This window comes from Mucilaginibacter sp. OK283, from assembly GCF_900110415.1.
Lineage (GTDB): Bacteria > Bacteroidota > Bacteroidia > Sphingobacteriales > Sphingobacteriaceae > Mucilaginibacter.
In genome coordinates this window covers 1-25,250 of sequence record NZ_FODR01000004.1, presented here as the reverse complement: position 1 = coordinate 25,250, position 25,250 = coordinate 1, and the positions used below count along the sequence as shown (strand labels likewise).

Below are 25,250 nucleotides of genomic sequence, written 5' to 3'. Positions count from 1 at the left end.
ACTGAATTCATACCCGAGGCAGTAATTAAAAATTCGGGAAAATGCTAAAAACGTTGCCTGAACAGTCAAACTGTAAAGCAATACAGCTAATAAACTTCAGGATTAAATATTGTTTTTTATCTTAGAAGGTTTTCGGAAAACCCCTGATGAAAAAAATAAGCGCCTCGTCCGATGAAGAATTGATCGCCCTGTTAAAAGATGGTGATTTCCCTGCATTTGGCGAATTGTATGACCGCTATTTAACCCCAATGCTCGCAAAAGCCTTTGACCGGCTAAAGAGCCAGGAGGACGCTGAAGAAGTGGTTCAGGAGCTTTTTATAAAATTATGGCGGCGGAGAGCACGTATAACCCTTCAATTTTCGTTTAAGACTTATATTTTTGCCGCACTGCGCTATGAAATACTCGATTTTTTAGCCAAACAATTATACCGAAAAAACCACCTTTCCATCGATGAAACAGATCACCTGCAGGTTTTAGTCCAGGGAGAAGGATTTTATTCACTGGAAATGAAAGAACTCCAGCAACAGGTGAATGAAATAATCGATAACCTCCCGGAGAAATGTCAGCTGATATTTAAAATGAGCCGAAATGAAGGCTTGAGTTCGAGGGAAATTGCCGATGAACTCAATTTGTCGCACCGAACTGTGGAAACACAAATAAGCAAAGCCATTAAAACGCTCAGGCAGGCATTAAAAAATATAAACTTTCTGCTTTTTTAAACTTAATCTTTCGATTTCTAAAAAAAAGCAACAAAAACTTAACTTTTTTTTCATGTCGCGTACGTGTTATTCTGAAAAACACAGGCTATAGTATTAGTAAATTGATGCTACAGCTATGGATGTTCCTGAAAATATCAAATATCTAAGCCTTAAATGGAAAAAAGGCAGTTTAACTGAGGCGGAAAAAATTGAATTAAGGAACTGGTATGACGCCCCTCTACCTGAATTTCTGGAACTGGAAGGTACTGATGAACAGCGATTGAAAGCACTGCTGTTTAAAAGGATCAGTAAAGAGCTGGGTAATGAAGAGAAAAGCACGGTCAGACAGTTTCCGATATGGCTAAAAACAGCTGCAGCTGTGCTATTGTTCTTTGGTATGGCATTCCTGGCCTATCAATATTTTAATAAAGCAGCCGCACCATCTGCAAATCAGCAGGTAGTAAGTACCGGGGATATTCGGAGGGTCATTTTACCAGATAGCAGTGTTGTATGGCTAAAGGGAAAAAGTAAGCTAACGTACCCGGAAACTTTTGGAAAAAACAACAGGGAGGTGTCGCTTACCGGTGAGGCGCTTTTTGAAATCAGACACGATGCGCGCTGGCCATTCGTGGTAAGGTCCGGAAACTACTTAACTACCGTATTAGGAACCAGCTTTAACCTGAAAACAGGAACCGCCGACCGGGATTTTGACATTGCCGTCCTTACGGGGAAAGTTGGTGTCTTAAGAAGAATATCAGGGCAGGACAGCAAGGTGGTTTTTGTGTCGGCCAACCAAACATTCAAGGCCGAAGTGGGGAAGGTAGAAAGTATTGACAGCCGGGTGAAAAAAGAAAGCATTCAGTCCATTACGGCGGGAACGCAGTATGATATGGCCTTTGAGAAAACGCCATTTGAGGAAATAATGCGTCGTTTTGAACAAAAGTTTGATGTTCATTTTGAAGGATATACCGGAGAGTATAAGTCCTGCAAAATAACGGCCGATCTTACTAATCAATCTCTGGAACAATCACTCAGGCTCCTTTGCGGGTCAATTAATGCCACCTATAAAGTTCATGATAACAAAATTCAGTTAACAGGGGGAGGCTGTTTCGATGAATAGATAGTCTTTACTAAATTAAAACGGAGGTGCTTCCAACACCCCCGTCAATTGGTTCCTAATTTTTTTAATCTCAAAATTCAAACCTAACAAATGTATAAAAAAGATTTGACATGGCCTTTCTGTGCCTTATCCAAACGGCTCATTCACAAACAACATTCGGGTAAAGCAGCATCCATTGCGTTGAATATTAAAAGGGCACTTTTCAATGGCCGCCCGGCACAGTTCTTTTTACTTGCTGTATTCATCATGCTCTCCTGCCCCGCGGTTGCACAATCTTCCGCGGAAAAGATCATTACGATTGCTTTTAATAACGTTTCGCTCGAAAACGGCATCAAGCTGCTCGAAAAGCAGAGCCATACCAAGTTCGTTTATAATGACAAGCTACTTGATAAAAAAATAATACTTAATCAGTCATTTACCGGTCAGCGCCTTTCAGCAGTCCTTAACTGGATACGCGACAAGTATGGTATTAACTACGAGATCATAGATGACCAGTTTATTGTACTGAAAAGCAGCAGGCCCCTGCCGCTTCCGACCGGGCCACCTGCTACCGGTGCCCGGCAGCCTTCCTTAACGGGATTTGTACAATCAGGTGTGGTTAAAGATGAAAACGGCGAGCCGATGCCGGGTGTTACCATTCATCTTAACAATGCAGCAAACGGTGCTCAGACCGATAGCCACGGAGTTTTCAATATCGGAATCCCCAATGACGAATCCATCCTGATTTTCACCTTTATAGGTTATAAAACCGCTGAACGAAAGGCTACCAGGAACCAGGAAATGGTCTTTTTGCTGGAACCGGACCCGGCCAGGCTGGACGAAGTTCAGGTCATTGGATACGGCACTGCTACCAGGAGAACAAGTACCGGATCACAGGCTGAGATTTCAGCACAAAATCTGATGAATACGCCTGCAACCAATCCCGCCTCAGCCATTCAGGGCAGAATGGCCGGCGTTTACGTTTCGCAGGGTAATGGTTTACCCGGCAGCCCGATGACATTTACGATAAGGGGAACAAACTCCCTGGCAGGCAGCAATAATCCGCTTTTTATCGTGGATGGTGTCCCTTATCTCGCCGATGCGATATCTTCGATGGATGCCGCCAACGGCGCGACCAGCCCGCTTAACAGCATCAATCCTGCAGACATCGAGAACATCACGGTACTGAAGGATGCTGATGCCACGGCCATATACGGATCGAGGGGGTCAAACGGAGTTGTACTGATCACTACAAAAAAAGGTAAACAAGGCGATACACGCGTCGAAGGACTTGTTAAACACGGGGTGTCGAAGGTCAACCATTTTGTTAAAACCCTTTCCACCCCGGAATATCTGGCGATAAGGCGAAAAGCCTACGCGAATACAGGTATTGACCCTGCTACGGATGCCGCATTTGATTTAACACGGTGGGATCAAAATGCTTATACTGATTTTCAGAAACTCCTGATCGGCAACACGGCACATACGACAGATGCGAACGTCGCACTAAGCGGCGGGGACGCGCTGACCAATTTCCGTATTAGCGGAACACATCACCTGGAGGGCAACGTCTTTACCCCGGATCAGGGATATAAACGCAGTTCCCTTAATTTCAACCTTGGTCATAAATCCTTTGATCAAAAATTTGAAGTTAACTTATCTGCTATTTATAGCGCGGATGAAAATGACATCTCGGTTCTGGATCAAACTTCTGCAGCTTATTACCTTCCGCCAAATTTCCCGCTGCATAATCCCGACGGCAGTCTTTACTGGAGCGGTGTCGCCTACGGTGTTCCGCGCAATCCGCTGGGCCAGCTCAATCAGGTGCAATCCAACAAAGGCAGTAACCTGATCAGTAATATGACACTTGCTTACCATATGGTCAAAGGCCTGACCTTCAAAACCTCTCTCGGATTCAGCCGGTCAGATATGGATCAAAAACGATTATCGCCAAAATCATCAATGGATCCGGGCATCAGTTATAATGTGTCGGGGAGCATGTTTGCCTACAACGTAAGCAATAATTACATTATTGAACCACAGCTTACCTACTCAACAAAGATATCAATGGGGGAATTAAGCACTTTACTTGGGGGAACCTGGCAATACCAAAGCTCCAGAACACCTTATTACACGCTTGCAACTGATTTTCCTTCGGATGATTTACTGGAAAACCTGGCTTCCGCACAAAATGTGAGCACCAGCAGCGGGTCCAGTCAATATAAATACGTCTCTGTTTTCGGGCGTGTAAACTATAACTGGGAACAAAAATATATTCTGAACCTGAATTTCAGAAGGGATGGGTCCTCCCGCTTCGGACCGGATTCCCGCTTCGGAAATTTCGGATCAGCAGGCGCGGCATGGGTATTTACGGAAGAGAAATTTGCGAAAGCATTCCCTTTGATCAGCTTTGGGAAACTAAGGGCAAGCTATGGTGTTGTCGGCAGTGACCAGATCGGTGATTATCAATTTCTGGACTCCTACGTCTCCGTACCATATGTATATAATGGTGCGACCGGCCTGGTGCCGTCCCGTATTGCCAATCCCACCTACCGCTGGGAGCAAACCAGGAAACTGGAAGCGGCGATAGATCTGTCGTTTCTGAAAGATAAACTTTCCTTTACCGCCGCTTTCTATCGAAACCGTACCGGCAATCAGCTTGTGTCCTATCCGCTCAGCATACAGGCAGGGTTTTCCAGTTATCAGGCCAATATGCCGGCCAATGTGGAGAATAAGGGCTGGGAGTTTACTTTATCTTCTCAGAATATTAAAAGCTCGTCGTTCCGGTGGAGCAGTGAATTTAATATCTCGTTCAACCGGAATAAGTTACTGTCCTTTCCCAATATTCAAAACACGTCCTATTACTCCCGCTATGTTGTCGGAAGACCGCTCAGCAGCGTTTACCTGTTTAAATATACCGGCTTCAGCCCGCAAACAGGCCTGCCAACTTTTGCAGACCTGAACGGGAACGGAACCATCAACTTCGGCTTTGCCGAAACCGGACGCGGGGACCGGTATTTCGCGGGATATACACAGCCTAATTACTACGGAGGGCTTTCCAATACGTTCATTTACAAGAACATTACACTGGACTTCCTGTTCCAGTTTGTTAAACAAAAGGGAAGATCGGTTTTATCCCAGTCATTTTATCCTCCGGGAATGATGTATAACGGAGCAGCAAAGCCTGTTCTTCAATACATCAATGCGGGCTTGCCGGGCCAGCCGCAGATCACCAGTACCTATAATAATGCCTATAACGCATATTCCAATTATGTTTCATCCGATGCAATACTTACGGATGCTTCCTTTGTCAGGCTGAAGAATATCAACGTCGCTTATGATTTTACAGGCGACTGGGTAAAACGGATGAAGCTGCAGAAGCTCAGACTGCAGTTACAGGGACAAAATCTGTTCACTGTTACCAATTACCTGGGGTTTGATCCGGAGTCTCAGGGTTTAAACGTCCCACCGTTGAGGACTATCGTCGGTGTTATTCAATTTACCTTTTAATTTAACTGCCATGATTAATATATCAAAACTTATTAAGTCAGCCGGTTTAGCCTTTCTTATTTTCATTAGCACGGGCTGTCAAAAATTACTGGACATCAAACCTCCCAAGAATGAACTTCCCTCTGAAATAATTTTCAACTCGGTAGAATCGGCAAGAGGAGCCTTGTCGGGGGCATATAGTCAATTATCAGGATCGCAAAGTTATAGTTTGAACTTAACTCTCGCCGATGCCCTGGCCGCCGATGAATTACACTCTCTTTCCGGTTCGGCCCGGTACGCCGCATTGGAAAACAATACCTACGAGCCACAAAGCAGCAGCTACACGTCAGATATATGGACAGATTCTTATACATCGATCTACAGTTTCAACAGCATTATCGAACGATTGACAAACAATACTGCTGTAGGAGAAACTGCCGCGAGGCAAATGCGTTCCGAAGCGCTGGCTATGCGCGCTTATTGTTACATGCAGCTCGTCAGTCATTTCGGTGATGTTCCGCTGGTGGTCAGCACCAACGTAAACGTGACAGCCCTGCTACCCAGGAGTTCCGCTGCTGCCGTTTATACACAGATCATACAGGATTTAACCGAGGCAAAAGCGGGTTTGAGCGAAGCGTATATCTCCAATTCCGGCGTCAGCGGCCGTTCCCAGGTCAACCGGAGCGCCGCGACTGCCTTGCTGGCCCGGGCCTATCTGGCTACGGGCAACGCGCAAGGCGCCGTGAGTAATGCAACGGAAGTAATTAACCATACGGATCTGTACGGATTATTGCCCGGAAGCCAGCTTAGGAACGTTTTTCTTGCAGGTTCCAGGGAGGCGATCTTCCAACTGGGTTCGGCGCTTAACGAAACCTCTGGTTACACCAATGAGGGACAGGAGTTTGTCAGCGGCATTTATACATTCGCCTTACCCTATACCTTAACTGATGCACTGTTAAATTCATTTGAACCAGGTGACCTGCGCCGATCCGCCTGGGTGCGTGACGTAACCCTGGATGGCGTGAACGCATCGGAAGCATTTAAGTATGAGAACTCTGATAATGATGATGCTGTCGCATCCGGAAGAAACGAGGCCCCGACAGTTATCCGCCTCGCTGAAATGTATCTGCTGCGGGCAGAAGCGAATACAGGCCTTGGTAATACCACGGCAGCCTTAACGGATGTCAATATAATCCGTAACCGTGCCGGGCTTCCCGCGCTCACAACCGGTATAAACTTAAATTTAGCTATCGAGCATGAACGAAGAATAGAGTTATTCTGCGAGCGCGGCGACCGCTGGCTGAGCTTAAAAAGAACCGGACGGATCAATGCGGTACTTAGCGCCGCCAAACCTACCTGGCAATCCTTCGCTCAATTATTCCCTATACCGCAAACGGCTATTGATGCTAATCCGAACCTTACACAAAATCAAGGATACAGATAGATGAACATGGTTTGGTATCCCGCGCCATTTTGGCGCGGGACATCAGCCTCAAACTTAAATTAATGGACAACAATATAGTAAGACTGATCGGGCTGTCGCACCGGTACGGAACCTCATGGGCTATCCGCGACATTAGTTTTGAAATCAGTGAGCATGGCGTACTGGGCTTATTAGGCTCTAACGGCGCAGGTAAATCTACCACGATGAACATCATGTGCGGTGTACTTAACCAGACAGAAGGCATAGTCGAGGTCGGTGGTTTTACCATGCAGGACAACCCTATAGCGGCCAAAAAACTAATCGGATTCCTGCCGCAAAATGCCCCCCTTTATATGGAGCTTACGGTGAAGGAATACCTCACCCAATGCGCCTATCTCCGGTTGATTTCCAAAAAAGATGTGCCTTATGCTGTCGACAAAGCGATGGAAAAGTGCGGTGTTTCGCATTTTAAAAACCGGCTGATCGCCAATTTGTCAGGAGGCTACAAGCAACGGGTGGGGATTGCACAAGCCATCATTCATGAACCGCGGCTCGTCGTGCTGGATGAACCCACAAACGGGCTTGACCCCAACCAGATCACAGAGGTACGTAAACTGATTAAAGCTGTAGGTGAAGAAAAAGCGGTTATATTCTCATCCCATATCCTTTCAGAAATACAGGCTACCTGCAGCAATGTCAAGATGATCGAGAACGGGAGAATGGTTTTTTCTGACAGCATGGAAGCCTTCAACAACTACATAGAACCGGATAGCCTGGTTATCACGCTTCAGAATCCCCCACCCTTCGAACTGCTGGAACATATTGATGCGGTAAAAAGTGTAGAGGTATTGAGCGATACCAGATTCCGGATTCATTTTACTGGGGGGCCGGAAATCTGTGAACATCTTATCCGGCGGAGTATCGACCAGGATTGGCGCATGCGCGAGATCACGCTGGAGAAAAGCTCCCTCGATCAAATCTTTGCCCAATTATCAACCAAAACATCTAAGAATTAAGCATGAAAAACATTTTAAGGATTGCCCGGATCGAACTGAGCCTTTTATTCTATTCGCCGGTAGCATGGATCGTATTACTGGTATTTATCATCCAGTCCGGCTGGGGATATATGTCCACCCTGGAACGGCTGGAACAAGCTCAGCAAATGGGAATGAACCTTAGCGGCCTGACCGATAATGTTTTTGCAGGTTTCAAAAGTTTGTTTCCAAAAATGCAGGAATACCTATACCTGTATATCCCACTGCTGACGATGGGCCTGATCAGCAGGGAGACGCATAGCGGATCCATTAAACTATTATATTCTTCGCCGATCAGGGTTTTCGACATTGTTGCCGGGAAGTACCTGGCGATGATCACCTACTGTTTTCTTCTGATGTGTATATTGCTGGGGCTGGGTGTGTTATCTATCTATACGATCAAGGACGTTGATTTTACTTTTATTCTTTCCGGCATCATCGGACTGTATCTCCTTATATGTGCCTATTCAGCAGTAGGCCTCTTTATGTCCAGCTTAACAAGTTACCAGGTGGTGGCAGCCATCAGTACACTGGTTGTTCTGGCTGTCTTAAATTTTATTGGCGGCCTGTGGCAGGATATTGAATTTGTCAGGGATATTACTTACTTCCTTTCTATTTCCGGGCGCGCGGAAGAATCCATCAACGGGCTTTTAGGAAGCAACGATGTCCTGTACTTCCTGATCGTCATTACCATGTTTCTCGGTCTGACGTTTCTGAAGCTGCAATTTGAGCGCAGAACCATTTCTTTGTCGCTCAAAGCCGGAGGCTATACCGGTTTAATTGCCTTGATGCTGCTGATCGGCTATATCGGCTCGCTACCTCAGTATATTTTTTATATAGATATGACGGCGGATCAAACCCGTACATTAACAAAACCAAGCAGGGACGTGATTGCAAAGATTAATGAACCTGTCGTCATGACCACTTATGTGAACCTTTTGGATGAAAATTATTTTATGGGAATGCCCATATTTCAGAACAATGATAAGAAGTCCTTTGATAAGTATTTCAGGTTTATGCCCTATATGCGAATGGATTATGTTTATTACTGGGATCATTCTGAAAACGAGCGCCTGTACAAGGAGAATCCAGGATTAACTGATGAACAATTGGCCAGAAAAATGGCAAAAATTAACGGGATGGATTTCGATAAGTTTCAGCGACCGGAACAGATCAGAAGGATCATTGATCTCAAGCCCGAGCGAAACAGGTTAGTCCGGACACTTTCGTATAAAGGTAAGAAAGTGTTTCTCCGCATGTTTGATGATATTATGAAATATCCGTCAGAGAAAGAGACATCTGCCGCATTGAAAAAACTGATAACAGAATCCCCGAAAGTAGGTTTTGCCACGGGACATCGCGAACGGGATATCACCAGGACCGGGGACAACGATTACGAAGTGTCCACCAATGAAATAGCCTTTCGCTACTCTTTGCTGAATCAAGGTTTCGATATCCGCTCTGTCAGTCTTGCCGGCCCCGGGCTGCGTAAGCAAGTGGATGTACTGGTGATCGCTGACCCGCTGACAGCGTATACGCCCGGGGAATTAACAAATCTTGCGGGCTATATCAATGAGGGCGGAAACCTGCTGATCGCGGGTGAACCAGGTAGTCAGGCTATCTTAAATCCTGTTTTGAGTTTAGCAGGTGTTGAAATGGGAGACGGTATGCTCGTGCAAAAGAGCCGGAACTTTGAGCCTTCCTTCGTATTAAGCGGGCTGGCTACAAAAAACTGGCTGCAAATTGCAGGCAACGCTGAGTATTTAAATAAAGACAGCGCTTTTGTGACCACGCCGACGGTGGCTCCTCTAAAAGTTCTTCCTAATTCGCCTTTCCGGGAATTACCAATTCTGGTAACACAGGCGGCCAATACCTGGTTGAACCCAGATCTCCGGGTCGATAAAACAAAAGAATTGACAGATGTCCGAAAGAATGAAGACAAAAAATCTTACCCGGTAGCCCTGGCCCTTCGCCGGGCAATCCCCCGCGGCGAACAGCGCATTTTTGTTATCGCTGATGCCGATTTTATGAATAATGCCGAATCAAGGAGAAGAACTCCCCGGTCAATCAATTTCGCTTTCGTAACGGAATTGTTCAAGTGGTTCAGTGATGGCGAGTTTCCCATTGATACCACCCGTCCCGAGCCTCAGGATAACCGCATTCTGATGAATAGCACTCAGTTAACCTGGATACGCTGGGCATGGATGGGCATTCTGCCTTCGCTTATCGCCCTTTCAGTTTCTTGGACCTTAATTGCCAGAAAAAGGCGATAGACTTTTACAGAAAGTTTACATCGTGTGCCGTTTTAAGTAACCATCCGGTCGGCAAGGTCGGTAAACCCGTTTCGAACTTCAAACCAACTATAGTGCCGTCTACCCGGCCTTTTTAAAATGAATTATAATCAATCAATATGCAAATTCCCAAATTGTCCTTTTTCGCTGGAATATTAATCCTGTCCTCGGCAGCAATAGCGCAGCAAAAACCACTGCCGCTTGATCCCGCTGTACGTACAGGCAAACTTGCCAATGGCTTTATCTATTACATCCGGCACAACGAAGAACCTAAAAAGCGCGTCGTCTTTTACCTCGCCAACAAAGTGGGTTCGGTGCTGGAATCTGAAGACCAGCGTGGATTGGCGCACTTCATGGAACATATGAGTTTTAATGGCACCAGGCATTTTCCCAAAAACGAACTGGTAAATTACCTGCAAAAAAGCGGTGTACGATTCGGGGCAGACCTGAACGCTTATACGAGTTTTGATGAAACCGTCTACCAGCTGCCGCTGCCGACCGATAACCCGGAACTCCTGCAAAAAGGGATCGCCATCATGCGGGACTGGGCACAGGAAGCCTCGCTGGATCCGGTTGAGATCAATAAAGAACGCGGGGTGGTACTGGAAGAAAAACGCCTGGGCAAGGGCGCACAGGAACGTATGCGCAGGCAATACTGGCCGCAAATCCTGAATAACTCCAGGTACGCGGTACGGATTCCCATTGGTACAGATGAAGTACTGAACAATTTTAAACCCGAAGCCATCAGGAGATTCTATCACGACTGGTACCGTCCTGACCTGCAGGCGCTGATCGTAGTGGGTGACATCGACGTGAACCGGATGGAGCAAACCATCAAATGGCAGTTCAGCAGCCTGAAAAATCCCCTGCATGAGAAAACACGCACGAAGTATGGTGTAGCGCTAACCGGGAAGAATCAATTCATCTCTGTGACAGATAAGGAAATGACGGCCACCGTAGCAGAGGTGCTGATCAAGCGACCGATGCTCCCTGTACATACCGCTTCCGAATATCGTAAGTCTGTTGTCCGCGAACTTTACAACCAGATGCTCATTGAACGTTATGCGGAACTGACCCGCCAGGCTAACCCTCCGTTTGTCCGCGGCAGTGCGGGAATCAGCAGTTTTATCGCTGACCTGGATAATTTTGATGTCAGTGTTGTCGCAAGGCCCGGTGAACTGGAAAAAGGATTTAAAGCGGTTTGGCGTGAAACTGAACGGCTCAAGCGATTTGGCTTTACCACCACTGAGCTCGACAGGGCGAAACAAAGTTACCTGAACAATATGGAGTCTGCGCTTAACGAAAAAAACAAGACCAATTCAGAAAGTTATGTACAGGAATATCTCGCTTATTTTTTAAAAGGGACCGCGGCACCCGGTATCCAATATGAATATGAGATGGTCAGAAAGGATCTGCCCGGAATCGCACTCAGCGAGGTCAACGCCTTGTCAGTTGAATACATTACCCGTACTGACCGAGATATTCTGCTGATGGCTCCCGAAAAGGACAAAGATACCCTGCCGGATGAGACAACGGTGAACAGCTGGATAAAAGCTGTGGAAGATGAAAAGCTGGAACCTTACAAAGATGAAGTAAGCAGTCTGCCTTTGATGACCGTAAGTCCCGCAAATGGAAAAATAACCGGCGCAGCTAAGGACGATAAATTAGGTACAACGCTGCTCACCCTGAGTAACGGTGTCAAAGTATTGCTCAAACCTACCGTCTATAAAGACAACGAGGTGCTGTTTACTGCCTTTGCCCCCGGCGGTACTTCCCTTTACCCGGATTCAGATTACCAGAGTGCAGCCAATGCGGCTGGAATCATTCCTTCTTTCGGAGCGGGGAATTATAATCCCACTCAATTGGATAAATTTCTTTCAGGAAAACAGTTAGTAATAAGGCCCTATATCAGCGAACGTATGCAGGGCGTCAGTGGAGCGGCAACTCCTAAAGACCTCGAAACCGCGTTACAGCTTTTGTATACGTATTATACAGAACCCAGAAAAGATACGGAACTGTTTCAGGGCATCATTGCCCGCTCGAAGGCCCAACTGCAAAACCGGGCCAACGATCCGTCCAGCGTTTTCAAGGATACGGTAAGTGCTGTATTGGGAATGCACAGCATACGTCGTACAGGTCCGACTTTGGCTAAACTTGACCAGATCAGCTTAGACCGTTCTTTTGAGATTTATAGGGAGCGCTTTGGCGATGTATCCGGCCTTGTTTTTACTTTTGTGGGCAGTTTTGATGTAGAACAGCTTAAACCCCTGCTCGAGAAATATATTGGCAGCTTGCCGGCCAGCGTACATAGCGCCCCTGCCAGGGATTTGGGCATCGACGTACCCACGGGAAATATTGAAAAAACAGTCTATAAAGGCAGCGAGCCCAAAGCCAACGTACAGTTATATTGGTCGGGTAATTTCAAGTATAGTACCGCCGAAAAGGCAACCATCGATGCATTGAGGGAATGTCTTGAAATTCGATTACTCGAAAGGTTAAGGGAAGATGAAAGCGGGGTATATTCTCCCGGCACTTTTGCAGAGACTTTCAAATATCCGAAGGGCCGTTACCTGTTCGGAGTAGAATTTGGATGCGGGCCGCAGAACACAGAAAAGCTCATTGCTTCCACCCTTGATGAGATCAGTAAAATGAAGAGCCTGGGGCCGCCGCAGATCAACGTGGACAAATGGCGGGCGGAAAGCATCCGAACCCGGGAGTCGGAAAGCCAAACTAATCGTTGGTGGCTCAGATACCTCAATAGTCAGCAATCAAATAATGACGATCTGCATTCTTTGGATACTTATCAATCGGATCTGCAATCGGTAACACCGGAACGCATCAAAGCGGCCGCGAATACATACCTGAGTGGAGAGAATTATATACAAATGGTATTACTACCCGAAAATCAAGCCAAACCATAATCTCAGGGAATGCTAGTCTGTTGGATCTCCGTGATGCCGCGTCAGTTGCGCGCCGCACTGCTGATTTGTACGATTGAACTGAGAAGACCATCATCTATCTCTAATTAAGATAATCAGAATATTGCTCCATCGTTCTTACGTTTTTTTCATAACGTTATATGAAGATCAGTTAATAATAATCGCACCTCCCGGAGCTGGGGGTGCTTTTTTGATTCAAATGGTTAACATGACCGCCGCTACGACAATTTGAGCTATTCCGATTACCATTGCCCGGTAAAAAAGACCGCGTAGCTACCTTCACAGCTTAAGGAAGTCGGTCCTTGCCATTTCGGAATCAGACTTAGCATGTTGCAGAGAATTATAACAGCCAAATTTTTGAATGGTGTCGGTAATTTTGGATTTACTGCGACCGATATCATCAACTTGGATGAAGTTAGGTCGTTGCCAATAGATTGAAGCTATCCCCTACTTTCTGACTAGCTCCTGATCCTGACGACCCAAACTGCTGGTGGACAACAATTAGGACAACTCCGGCCTTGGGCGTCATAAACCCAGCTGTATCTTTTTCAGGTTAAATGGTAGAAACTTCTATTTTACTTTTGCCGCTTGCCAGCTTATTTACTATGATTTGTGCGGGGATACGTTCCATCAACTCCTGGACGTGAGAAATTACGCCGACTTTCCTTCCCTGATTATGCAAAGCTTCCAGAGCGCCCATAGCGATCGTTAACATCGTTGGGTCCAGCGTACCAAATCCCTCATCGATAAACAGCGATTCGACATTCATCTTGCTTGACGAAAGTTCGGCGAGCCCAAGCGCCAATGCCAATGATACCAGGAAGGATTCGCCGCCCGAAAGTGAGTACACTGTCCTAACTTCGTCACCCATATCCCTGTCCACCACCTGTAAGCCCAAAGTATTTTCTATACGCCTGATAAAATACCTTTTGCTTAGCATCTGCATATGGATGTTGGCGAAACCCAACAGAACGTCCAACGTAAATTCCTGTGCCATTTGACGGAATTTTTTACCGTCAGACGACCCGATAATTTCGTTTAGTTTGCTCCAATTTTCGTAAATAATGGCTTTCCCCTCAATCTCCGATAGTAACCCGGCAATAATTAGCAGGTTAATCTGATGGTGCTGTATTTTAAAGTTGTTCTCGGTCTTACTTGTATTTGCTACCTGAAAGGAAATTTTTGCTTCATTTAACAAATCTGTGATCTGCTGCAGATTCTTATCAGAAATCCGTACGGAGTTGTGCTGTGCAAGTTGATTGGTTCGTTCGTCAAACACAGACTGGCACCTGGTTACCGCGTCATCAATTATTTTTATTTCGCGCCGCTCCGTTTCTATCCACTGATGATCGAATTGCAAAAGTTCAATCAGTTCCTGTTCCGACAGCTTTATTTCCTGTTTCAGGTTATAATCATCAAGCCACTTCGTAATTTTTGCTGAATGTTCCGTAATCTGAGTTTTAAGACGGGCGGCTTCAGCAGCCAGGTTTGACAACCGGGATTGTGCTTTGATCAGATTACCCTCCACTTCCTGGGATTCGGTTCTTGCGTCTGCGATTCGTTTTTCGTTATCGGTTATCTGTTGGTCGAAGCGTTTTTGTACGACAGCGATATTTTCGCCCTGGAAAATGTTATTCCGCTCTTCTGTAAACCGTTTAAGATCGGCTTCCAATAAGGAGTACATATTTTGCACTTTCGCCAGTTTACCGCTCAGGTCGCCGGATTTTGCGGTCAAAGCGGAAAGTGCCGCTGATGCGATCTCTTCCTGTCTTTTGGTTGTTTCAAGTGAGTGAGTTTTTTTGCCCCACAATTCACTAAAGTCGTTCAATTGTTTTACAAATCCTTCCGCATCTTTTTGCCAGGTATCAAACCAATCTCTTATTTCGAAATAAGGGTCGAGCTCTGAATGTATTTGGTTAAGGTCTGTGTCGCAACTTTTTTCCAGTGTTTCGAGATGTGTATCGGTTGAAACTAGCGTATTTCTATCACCTTCTTTATCTTTACGTTGATTCCAAAATTCGGATAGCGAGTTCTTTATCCTGTCAACCTCGAGTTGAATTCTTTCTATCTGTTCTTTATTCTTATCAAACTCATTTATTTGATTTTCCAGTCCTTTCTGCTTACTTCTCAATCCTGCCAGCTTTTGATCAAGCCAGTTTTCCTTTTGGTCGTTCGAAACCGTATCAATTTCCGGCTTAACGGAAAATAAATTCCACTTTTCCGAAAGCTGATCAATGTTTTGAGACCTTGCTGTCAATTGACTTTGAGCGGCTTTGACAACCGCTTCCAAATGGACGATCTGTGAAAGCAGATCAGTATTTTTCTTAACACATGCCTCATAATGACTTTCTGCAGTGCGGAAATCTTCCTCTATACCGTTGAGCAAAGCAGTCAATACGGAAGAATGCCCCTTATCAGGATGCTCGATGCTGCCACAAACCGGGCATGGTTCACCGTCAACAAGAGTCGCCCTTAAGTGCTCAACATTTTCAGCAACTCTCAGCTTCGCCTTATCAAGAGTTTGGGCGGCTGCATCCCGCCTGATCCTGGCTTCATCGAGTTCCGCTTTTACAGCAGGTGCGAGATTCCTGTTGTTCGTTAAAGCATCCTGATTCGATGTCAGGCTGTCTGATAAACTTTTCAAATCGAGTTGAGCCTGATACAGCTGCTTCCAATGCGCGACGGTTTCAATAATTTGGGTTATGCCAGTGTCAGCAGACTGTTTATCATTTCTCAAGCTTTTGATATCGGTGTCTTGTATTTTTAGCTGATACTCGTTGATCGTTTTCAGTTTGGCATTAAGCGTTTCGGTTTCTGCCTGAATGCTGTCAGTCAAATTTTCAATATCTGTACGCAATTTCTCCAATTTTAGAGATGTTGCTTTTCGGCTGTTTTTTGCCTGGTTAAGCTGGATAAGCGTTCTGCCGGCATCGGTCAGTTTTGAAGTAATGAGGTTTAAGTTCAAAACTAACAGTTCCCGGTGTTTATTCTTTTCTTTCCATTGTTCCAGGTCCTGAATAACGTTTTTCAGGCTTTTTACTTCTTCATCCTTCTGAAGACACTGTTCATCATGTTTTTCAATTTCGGAACGTGCCGCTGATAATTCAATTTCACAATCATTTACCTGAGTACGTTTTTCGCCAATCTTTATGTCAAGCCCGCGGGCTTTTTCAAACATTGGCCCTGCATCGCTTACTTTTCTTTTCAAATCCGTCAGCGCGGTTTCCTCATTAAGCAGACGATTTTTGCTTCTGGAGCTGGCATCGGTCAAGCCGGTGATTTCTGTCGACACTATGCCTGCCTGCACCTGATTTTCATTCAACTGATTCGACGCCTGTTCTCTCGCATCGTTGGATGACCTGTTTGCCTGCATCGCATTAATATGCGATAGTTTCGTGACACGCCCGGCAGCATTGGTTTTGGCTTCAATGGCGGAATCAACGCCGTTTTTGGCAGTGCCGATCAGGTTTGTTAATTCAATTAAACGGGCATGCCAGTTTCTCTCGCCTTCCAGGTCTTTGATTGATTTCTCCAAATCGACGATTTGGAGGTCAAGCTCCTTTTGCTGGCCGCCGATCAGCGCCAACTCTTCTTCGGAAAGAATCTGGACACCTTCTTTTTTAATATTGAGTTCCCTTAGTTCCAGCTCAGCCTTTCGCCACTTTTCAAAAACGAGCTGCGATATTCGCGTATAGATGAAATTACCGGTAAGTTTTTCCAGCAGAGCAGCCTTCTCTTCTTTGTTTGCCTTTAAAAATGCTGTGAAATCACCCTGCGCTAATAGAACCGACCTGGTAAATTGTTCGAAACTAAGGCCTACCACGTCCTCGATAATATCTAAAGTATCTTTTTTCTGACCAGATGTAATGGTATTGTTATCCAAACGGGTCAGTGTTATCGTATCCTTCTGAAGCTTCCCATCCACTTTACCATTTGCGCGCCTCACCTGCCACAAGGACTTATAATGGTATCCGTCAATTCCAATGAAGTGAACTTCGGCAAAGCCCTCCCCTGTACCGTCCCGAAGTATTCCCCTGACATCGCCCTGTGAAATCTTGCTGTTTTTTGTATCGTCTATCTCGATGCCGCTTTCTTTTGCCTGGACATACCGGGGCGTTTTTCCGTAGAGCGCAAGGCAGATGGCGTCCAAAATGGTCGATTTGCCCGATCCCGTAGGTCCGATGATGGCAAATATACCTGCCGAACATAAGGGTTCGGCTGTAAAATCGATTTCCGTCTCGCCATCCAAAGATGCCAGGTTTTTTATCCTTATACCTAAGATTTTCATTTTTCCTCCTCCGAAGACGCTTCTATCAGAACCTCGTTAAAAAGACCCGCTAATATTTCGGGAACCGGGCTATGATACTTTGCTTCATATACTCTTGTAAATACCTCGACCGGCCGGATATCTTCAAGCTTTTTACCCGCTAATTCCTGCGTTTTCGCCTCGATCCCTGCCTGGAGATATTTGATATCGATTTTTGCCAATCTTGCATATTTACCTTTAAGTGCGTTTTCAATCTTATACCGCAAACCCGGCTCGGGACCTTCCAATAATACCCGCACTTCCAGGTAAGGAGCATTTACCAAATCTTCATCACTGTCCGGCGACCCGTTTATCAGAGAAATGACTTCGTGAAACGGCTGATGCGCCGCCGGGATCCGAAGAAGCGGAATTGAGACAGGGACATCAATTGGAGCAAGATTTTCCAGCGTCCGGTTATTTATTTCAAAAGAAAGCACCTGGTGCCTGTAATTACTTTCTGTGAATGACATGGGCACAGGTGTGCCGCAATACCTGATGTGGCCGTGACCACCGATCACTTGCGCCCTATGTATATGTCCCAACGCCACATACGCCAACCCGGTTGGAAACGCGGCCGCTGATACGCACTCGATATTGCCCAATATCGGCCTTTCCTGGTCATCATCTGACGACTGCTGTGCGCCCGCGGCGAACAGATGCCCCATCGCTACCACCGATTGATCTGCATGCTTTTTACCAACGACAAGTTCGTAGGTCTTTTTATAAACCTCTGACACACCCTCCGCATAAGGGTCGCTGCATTCTGTAATGACCGGATATTCACCCATTCTCAAAAAAGGCACAGCAAGACAAAATACTTCTGTTTCCCCGTTATTGCCTTTCAATGGAATGATGAGTTTTTCATAATCAATATTGCCCTCACCGTCTTTTTCGACCAAACCCACTATGTGAATATTCGACGATTCCAGTAATGGCTTGGGCGACTCAAGCCTGGACGGCGAATCATGGTTGCCTGCTATGATGACAATCTGAATCTCAGGGTTAGCTTTAACTGCCTTGTTGAGGAATGTGTAAAACATTCTTACCGAAGCGGCGGAAGGATTAGACTGGTCAAATACATCGCCACTTATGAGTAAGACATCTGTCTGGCGGTCTCTGATAACTCCCTCCAGGAAAGTTAAAAAAGACAGATGCTCGTACGAACGATCATATTCATAAAACAGCTGCCCCAAATGCCAATCGCCGGTATGGATGAATTTCATTTATTTATTTTTTTCTTCTATGGTAACAATTTTCGAACTCTCGAGGGTAGCAAGGATTTCGCCGATATTCTCGGTTGACTGGCTGCGCATCCTGCCGTTTTTATCGGGCCTTTGATGGCAAAATGTAAAGACCACACGTTGCTTTGCCCGCGAGAGCGCAACAAAAAATGTGCATTTATCCTCATCGGGATTGTCCTGAAACTTCCAGAAGGCGCCATCTTCGAGGCCGATAAAAATCACGGTATGGTATTCAAGCCCTTTGCTTTTATGAACCGTCATTACCGGAATAGTGTCTTTCCCCGTCAACTGATCTAGAGCAGCAGGCATGTCGCTTGCGTAAACGCCGCTTTCGACCATTTTCTCCAGAATGTCTTTTATCAGATCGTTGAGGTATTTGACATTCTTATAAGCAGGATAAAAGGCTTTTATCCTGTCTCTTCCGGCAAAAGAAACAATCTCCTCAATCAGTCGTGACAACAAGTCTTCCGTAATCTCCTTTGCGGCGTACGATTTTGTTGCTTTTTTTATGAATTGATGAAAACTGCTTTCCAGCCGTAACAGTTGTTCGTCTTCAAATTCGGTGTGGATATTACTCAGAAAAGAGAGCGCAGTTTTTTTGTATTCGGCCTGTTTTTTGCCGAAAATCAAATAGAGCGCACTCACAATATATTGAGTTATCTCCTGTGTCAGCAAATCTTGAAAAGCATTTTCGTCTCTTGCTTTCACACCATGTTCGTTGAAATACCTTATCAGGCCTCCGGCATAGCTTCCTAATTGCTGTTTAACCAGGATGCAAATGTCACGAAGATTCAGCCCTTCGGCATCCACCCAGCTTTTTACTTCTTCCAGGAGCGACTGCATCTCTTCCTGCGGATTGTTATAGACCCAGACAAAGCATTCCCCCGCATCCGGGTCCCATTTTTTGGAAGGAGTTGCAAAATCATCTTTGCCAAGAAGATGTTCAGTTAAATGGTTCAGCAACTTTACCAGCCTGGGGGCACAGCGGAAATTCATTTTTAGCGAAACTTTGGCGGCCCCTGTGTCATTCATAAAATCTTCGAACACAGCATCGAGTGCACCCGCCCAAAGCATGATCCTTTGCTTGTCGTCGCCCACCGCGGTATAAATGGAATCGCTTCCCAAAAAACAGGCCTTAAAAAAATCATATTGCAGGTCAGTCGCGTCCTGGAACTCGTCCAAAAAAACATACTGGTAAGTTTGCTGCAGGTACGCCTTTATTTTGGGGTTTTTGTTGATAATTAACTCGGCAAGCCGCATTATCATTTTAAAATTGAGCTTTGACGGTGTTTCCGCCAGCATGCTTTTCCACACCTCCTTTCTCAGCCTGTTTGCAGCGCCTTTCGCGTGTAGAGGCAGACTTGATGCGGTATGCTTTTTTAAGGTAGCAAGCGCCAGGGGCTGGCGCTGGTCGTAATTGTTGTCGGGATCGGCCAGCTGGTAGTAACTCAACGTTTCGGTGTCCTTCATCGATATTTCATAATCGGCATCAATGCTATAATCCGATGGCAACGCCATTTTAAACCTATCCAGAATTTGTTTGGCAAAGGAATCGAAAGTCATCGAATCAAAGCGGCGCGACAGGTCATCGCCACACCTCAGCTTTACGCGTTCCCGCAGGTTAAATGCAGCGTCCCGCTTAAAGCTGATCGCCAATATTTTTCCGGGGAAGGTACATGCATTCGTTTGCAGCAAATAGCTCGCTCTTTGCGCCAACAGTTCCGTTTTTCCGGCACCAGGGCCTGCAAGAACCAACGAATTACCGGTAGATTTTACCACGGTTAGTGCATTGTCCTCCAATTCGAAGCCATCCGCCGGAACCCAATCTTCTTTTTTTATCGCTTTGATCATTTTTTCAATTAAAGCAGTGATTGAATCTCATCAAAAATGGTGTCAATTACCGGCGGTAAATTATCAAGGACGTCCTGGTTAGTCATCAAGGACAAGGCGTGAATATGCGTCGACGGTTTTCCCCGCCCTAAAAAGTGGTAGTTATACCAAATCATCAGTTCTTTTTGATCTTCGGAATAGGTTTCGGCGGTGGCGCTGTCCGACTTTAAGGTTGCGTGGATACCCGTTTCTATTTTCTTTTCAAATTCGTCCGGTTCGTCATCCTTGTCCGGAATTTCCGGTCCTCCGCCTTTGGGAATCGCTTTTTTATAAAAATCCGTATAATGTTCAAGCATCAAAAAGTCCAGATCGAGCGGCGCAGAAAAGTAAACGCGGTATTCAGTCAGGAAGTTAACCCAGGATTCCAGGTTTTCCCTTAGCTTTTTCGTGTCCAGTGTCCATTCATGCATTTTTTCAAGTTCCTCATCGCTCAAAATACTGCCATCACTTAACTTCAATAATTCATTTTTATCAACTCCATTCTCGATCAACTGGTTGAGGGCATATTTTACCCGCCCCCATGCCCCACCGTACCGCTCCGTATCGAGATCGAGCAATGTCAGATAGGGAATATTCAGTGCTTTGAGCAATCGCCAGATGTGGTTGACGAACCGGTGGCCCAGCGGGGCAAAGGTGATAATATTGTCATCAAAGTCCGTGTTACGGACTTCCATGAGCCTGTTGAACACGACCTCTTCGGTATCTCCTTCACCGATCACCACCAGCTTTGAAAAGTATATTTCCGGATAATTATAAATAGCCTCCTTTATGTATTTATAAGCCTCGTCGAGTTTTTTTGGCAGGACGATGCCGCTAACCTGAGTTTCAAATTCTTCGGTGATCCTGAAGTGATGGATGGATTCCGGATCAAGTCGTTTGACAATTGCAGGAGTATGGGAGGACAAAACCACCTGGCAATTGGCTCTTTTTGCAATCTCCTTCAGAATACTTACCACCCGGCCCAGCAATTGAGGAGCAATGTGATTTTCCGGTTCCTCGATGGCCAGGATAGTCATTAAGGGCCTGTTGATGCCGATGCTCTCCTCGTCTTCCTTTTCCGCAAATTTCTCTTCAATTTCCAGTAATGCGCAGACCAAAGTCAAATAGAATAATGACCTGTATCCCTCACCGAGGTCCTCTATGTTGAACTTTCGGTGGGTTGGCGTCGGGCTAAAGGAAATCTCTATTTTTTTAAGGATCGAATCGAAATCACTTCCGCCAAAACCGAGTTCTGTATCTTTATAGCGTTCATCCTTATGAAATCTCTCCCAGTAACCTCTGATCGCCTTTTCCACAGTAATCAATTCAGGCAATTCCCGGAAATCCTCATTTATACCCGCAATCGTTTCGTCGAATTTCTCCCTGAACTCATCCTCATACTTTATTTTCCTGAGTACGCGGTAAAGAATGCTTCCTGATGCATACTTCAATTGTTCGGCTGGGCGGCGAATTGCCGGGACGTACAATATTTGGAATAGCATTTTAAAGTGCGATGGTACGAGTTGCTTTATTTCTTCACCTGTGTCATCTTCCGAGATCTTGATGTAGTAGGTCTTAATATCGATACTGCCTTCCGGTTCATAGGCAATTTTTTGCCAGTTGGCTTCGAGGCGTATGCGCAGATAAGGGTCGGCTCCCTCCTCATCCACCACCATATAGCTGAAAAAGTGGGGAATATTTTCCTTTTCCTCTGTTTCGAAGTCTATTTTAACTTCAATGGATAATTCTCTTGACTCAATTTCCGCGGGATCCTCATCTTTCTTGATATGGAAATCTTCAAGTCGAATATCCCGTTCATTAGATGTGCCGAAGACCTTTCGCAGCGCATCTAACGCAGACGTTTTACCAGAACTATTAAGGCCGATAAACGCAGCAAGGTCTTTTTTTACGAAAATGGTTGTCTCGCTCCCGAAAGAGCGAAAACCTTTTATTTTTAGTTGACTGACAAACATGTTATTTCAGGAATTAAAATTTTAACAAAGAACATTGTCAAAATATTCAGAAGATAACCTGAACATTTTTTTCTTCATTTTCTTATTCTTTTATTGAAAAAGAGGTGGAGGCAGCCTGATAAAAAAGATGGCTTATATTTAAAATACTGGAGGCTTTTCGAAAAATTGGTAATAAAAACGAAATAATCAATGGTTTCATCATAATAAGGTTTATTAAATATAGAAGTATTTTGTTAAATATAATAAATACTGAAAATAACAATTCAATCTTATTATAATGGTTCATTATGGTATTCATTGCAACTATGGCATATTCCTCCAACTCGGGTTCCCCTCTACTAAGTTTCTCAAATCGAATAAATCAATTTTATAGCAATTTCGGACTGGCTGAAATAAATTACTAAAATATTTAGTTTTTCTATATATTTACTATTATGATGGCAGATGAAATCGAGGTAAAGGTACAGAAGGTGGTCAAAGAACCGAGGATCTCTTTGACGATGATTTCGCGATACATAGTGGCGACTGAAAAAGGCAAGAAACGCATCTTATTGGGATGTAAATACCCGCCCGATTATATTCCAAGATTTTATGAAATGGCCAGAAAATTGGTTTGCGAATTATTTTCGGGCAACTTTAAAGACCAGTACGAGTTGTACTTCGAAGAGTTCAGCCGTCAGTCGGCTGTTTGGAAGAAAGAGGCCCTATCTACCCTGTGAAAAAAGACGACCACAAAAACAGGGTATTCTCTGCAAAAGGTTTGGATGGTATTGTTGCGATGGAGTTTTTGTTGACGCCGATCTTAAATAATTATACGCTTAACAGCAACCTTAGCCAAAGAACGAGCGCTATTACTAAGAATGGGGTTAAGATTGGGGCCGTAGCCGATATGCTGCTGTCGGACCAGTTAGGTGATCAAGTTGGGTTTTTAAAATTCAACTTCTCATCGGAAAAATTAAAAAAAGAAGAGGCTGAGGTTAAACTTCACGTGCTAAAAACCTTCTTTGAAAATAAGGGCTTAAATCTCCAACCTAAAAGCTGTATGCTAGTCGATGTGGCCGCCCGCCGTATCTACACTATTGCGGATGTCAAGAACAGTGAACTCGGACTCCAAATGGCCACTATTGAAATAAGAGATAATTGGAATCTTATTTAATAAGTCTTATCACAAATACATATCGTGAGATAGAGATATCTCTGGATAATGTTGAGGCTTGCACCTCGCCCAACCCATAAAAAAGGCATGCGAAAAAACTTCAGGGCCAGTACTAAAAGCCTGGTCAGCTCTGCATCAACATCCAATTCCATCGAATAATATTTCAAGTCGTACAGTACTTAAACATAATTAGCCATAAATGCCAATTTCTTCAAATCCTCTATAAAGGTGTTCGAGAATTGCGGTCGCAAGGTCACCTTTAAACCCCATTTGCGCTATGTAAATGGGTTTTTTTATTAAAAGTGGTTAATGTTTTGTTAGTCCAAAATCATTATGATTCTTTAACACTCTGCTTTAACATATGCAGCTCGCAGATAGCGTCCTCCATTTTTTCTCTAAATTCCGATTCTGGCCTCCTGTAATTCGATAGTATTTTAAGGGAAATTACATCTGTCAACCCACATCAATGGCCTCGGCAATAGATGATCGGTTCTGCACATCGAGCCGTGCGACCTGGGTATTCGGCAATTGGTTAAGTTCCGGTTCATTTTTGGGGGAGCTCGTCGTAGCGATAATATTCGAATCTTTTTGCTGGAACAGTTGGCGGGTTCCCGCCCAATTCCGGAGGACGCGCTGGTGATCAGAATAGTTTTTTTCTGCCTTATATCATTTTGTTGATACAAAATTCCGGCTATCCTGCTTCCCAGACTTGACTGTATTTATGCAATCCTCGACAATTTCACGGTAGAAGCATCTTAAAATTTAAAAAAGGGAAATAATCACAACTAACCGGGAATTCCACTAATAGCCCGGGGCAGGTATTCACCGCATCTTTGTATCGTCAACAAAAACAAAAAACTTAAAAACTTAAAAACTTAAAAAAATGGAAACTCAAGCAAAATCTCAAACAGTAAAAAATGTAGTATTGGTACATGGCGCATTCGCCGATGGTTCAGGATTTAAAGCGCTTTACAGCGAATTAACTAAAAAAGGGTATAACGTATCGGTTGTACAAAACCCGCTAACCTCATTGGAAGACGATGTTTTGGCAACACACGTTGCTCTTGATAGGATCGGTGGCCCAGCCATCCTTGCCGGACACTCATGGGGTGGCGCTGTGATCACCGAAGCTGGTAATCATCCAAATGTTGCCGCCCTGGTTTATATCGCAGCATTTCAGCCGGATAATGGCGAATCTGCCCTGCAATGGTTACAAACTGCTCCGCCTGCACCTGAGAACGGCGTGCTTCCTCCGGATGAGAAAGGAATTGTATACTATGACAAAGATAAATATCATGCAGGCTTTTGTGCAGATATCGATGCGGATGAAGCAGCGTTTATGTATGCTTCTCAGGGTGCTTTTTATGCCAAAGGCTTTGTAAGCCCCATCACCGATGCTGCCTGGAGGCACAAACCTGCTTATGGCCTGATCGCTACTGAAGATAAAAGCATTAACCCGGACATACAAAGAAATATGTATAGCCGGTCGAATACACAAGTAACCGAAGTTAAAGGCAGTCACGTTATCTTCATGTCGCAGCCCGGGATCGTTGCATCTGTTATTGTTGAAGCTGCTAAAGCAATATCAGCACAGTAAAAAAAAAACAATTCGCCCACAATCCCCATTTGCTATAACCGTGACTGTTGCACAACTAAACAAGCCAACAGTGGCTTTAGAATTAAGTTCTTTGAAATATTGATTAAAATATTGATTATTAGTATATTAGTACAT

General features: G+C 44.9%; 14 protein-coding genes. 10 read left to right on the top strand and 4 right to left on the bottom strand.

What is annotated here, in order from left to right; all coding sequences use genetic code 11:
• Positions 1 to 146: 146 nt before the first annotated feature.
• The 7 genes from BMX56_RS11000 (at position 147) to BMX56_RS10970 (ending at position 12,955) form a co-directional block, all read left to right on the top strand.
• Positions 147 to 719, top strand: a complete 573-nt coding sequence (locus tag BMX56_RS11000; RefSeq protein ID WP_090646316.1) for an RNA polymerase sigma-70 factor — start codon at positions 147 to 149, stop codon at positions 717 to 719.
• A 115-nt stretch (positions 720 to 834) separates the two neighbouring features.
• Entirely contained in the window at positions 835 to 1,818 is a 984-nt protein-coding gene (locus BMX56_RS10995) for a FecR family protein (RefSeq protein WP_090646312.1), read from the top strand.
• A 90-nt stretch (positions 1,819 to 1,908) separates the two neighbouring features.
• Positions 1,909 to 5,307 (top strand): SusC/RagA family TonB-linked outer membrane protein, encoded by a 3,399-nt coding sequence (locus tag BMX56_RS10990; protein WP_090646308.1) that lies wholly within the window; start codon positions 1,909 to 1,911, stop codon positions 5,305 to 5,307.
• 10 nt (positions 5,308 to 5,317) lie between these two features.
• Positions 5,318 to 6,730 (top strand): RagB/SusD family nutrient uptake outer membrane protein, encoded by a 1,413-nt coding sequence (locus tag BMX56_RS10985; protein WP_143065426.1) that lies wholly within the window; start codon positions 5,318 to 5,320, stop codon positions 6,728 to 6,730.
• 62 nt (positions 6,731 to 6,792) lie between these two features.
• Entirely contained in the window at positions 6,793 to 7,725 is a 933-nt protein-coding gene (locus BMX56_RS10980; RefSeq protein WP_090646302.1) for an ABC transporter ATP-binding protein, read from the top strand.
• Positions 7,726 to 7,727: 2 nt separating this feature from the next.
• Positions 7,728 to 10,016 (top strand): Gldg family protein, encoded by a 2,289-nt coding sequence (locus tag BMX56_RS10975; protein WP_090646298.1) that lies wholly within the window; start codon positions 7,728 to 7,730, stop codon positions 10,014 to 10,016.
• A gap of 137 nt (positions 10,017 to 10,153) precedes the next feature.
• The gene (locus BMX56_RS10970) at positions 10,154 to 12,955 is read left to right on the top strand and encodes a M16 family metallopeptidase (protein ID WP_090646294.1); all 2,802 of its coding nucleotides are present in this window, start codon (positions 10,154 to 10,156) and stop codon (positions 12,953 to 12,955) included.
• Positions 12,956 to 13,526: 571 nt separating this feature from the next.
• On the opposite strand, the gene BMX56_RS10965 is transcribed toward BMX56_RS10970, so the two are convergent.
• Genes BMX56_RS10965 through BMX56_RS10950 form a run of 4 tightly spaced genes read right to left on the bottom strand, consistent with a single transcriptional unit; the run spans position 13,527 to position 22,362 of the window.
• Positions 13,527 to 17,261, bottom strand: a complete 3,735-nt coding sequence (locus BMX56_RS10965; protein ID WP_090646290.1) for an AAA family ATPase — start codon at positions 17,259 to 17,261, stop codon at positions 13,527 to 13,529.
• Complete coding sequence (locus BMX56_RS10960; protein WP_090646287.1) at positions 17,258 to 18,502, bottom strand: exonuclease SbcCD subunit D; 1,245 nt, start codon at positions 18,500 to 18,502, stop codon at positions 17,258 to 17,260. The genes BMX56_RS10965 and BMX56_RS10960 overlap by 4 nt, the downstream gene beginning before the upstream one ends.
• Positions 18,503 to 20,371: a UvrD-helicase domain-containing protein gene (locus BMX56_RS10955; RefSeq protein WP_090646283.1), complete on the bottom strand. Its 1,869-nt coding sequence runs from the start codon at positions 20,369 to 20,371 to the stop codon at positions 18,503 to 18,505. It lies immediately after the preceding gene.
• 8 nt (positions 20,372 to 20,379) lie between these two features.
• Positions 20,380 to 22,362: an ATP-dependent nuclease gene (locus BMX56_RS10950; RefSeq protein WP_090646279.1), complete on the bottom strand. Its 1,983-nt coding sequence runs from the start codon at positions 22,360 to 22,362 to the stop codon at positions 20,380 to 20,382.
• A 596-nt stretch (positions 22,363 to 22,958) separates the two neighbouring features.
• Between BMX56_RS10950 and BMX56_RS30505 the strand changes: the two genes are divergently transcribed.
• The 3 genes from BMX56_RS30505 (at position 22,959) to BMX56_RS10930 (ending at position 25,115) form a co-directional block, all read left to right on the top strand.
• Entirely contained in the window at positions 22,959 to 23,081 is a 123-nt protein-coding gene (locus BMX56_RS30505; RefSeq protein WP_255369820.1) for a hypothetical protein, read from the top strand.
• Positions 23,078 to 23,518, top strand: a complete 441-nt coding sequence (locus BMX56_RS10935; RefSeq protein ID WP_090646265.1) for a hypothetical protein — start codon at positions 23,078 to 23,080, stop codon at positions 23,516 to 23,518. The genes BMX56_RS30505 and BMX56_RS10935 overlap by 4 nt, the downstream gene beginning before the upstream one ends.
• Before the next feature lie 883 nt (positions 23,519 to 24,401).
• A complete protein-coding gene (locus BMX56_RS10930) occupies positions 24,402 to 25,115 on the top strand; it encodes an alpha/beta hydrolase (protein ID WP_090646262.1) in 714 nt (237 codons plus the stop codon).
• Positions 25,116 to 25,250: the final 135 nt, after the last annotated feature.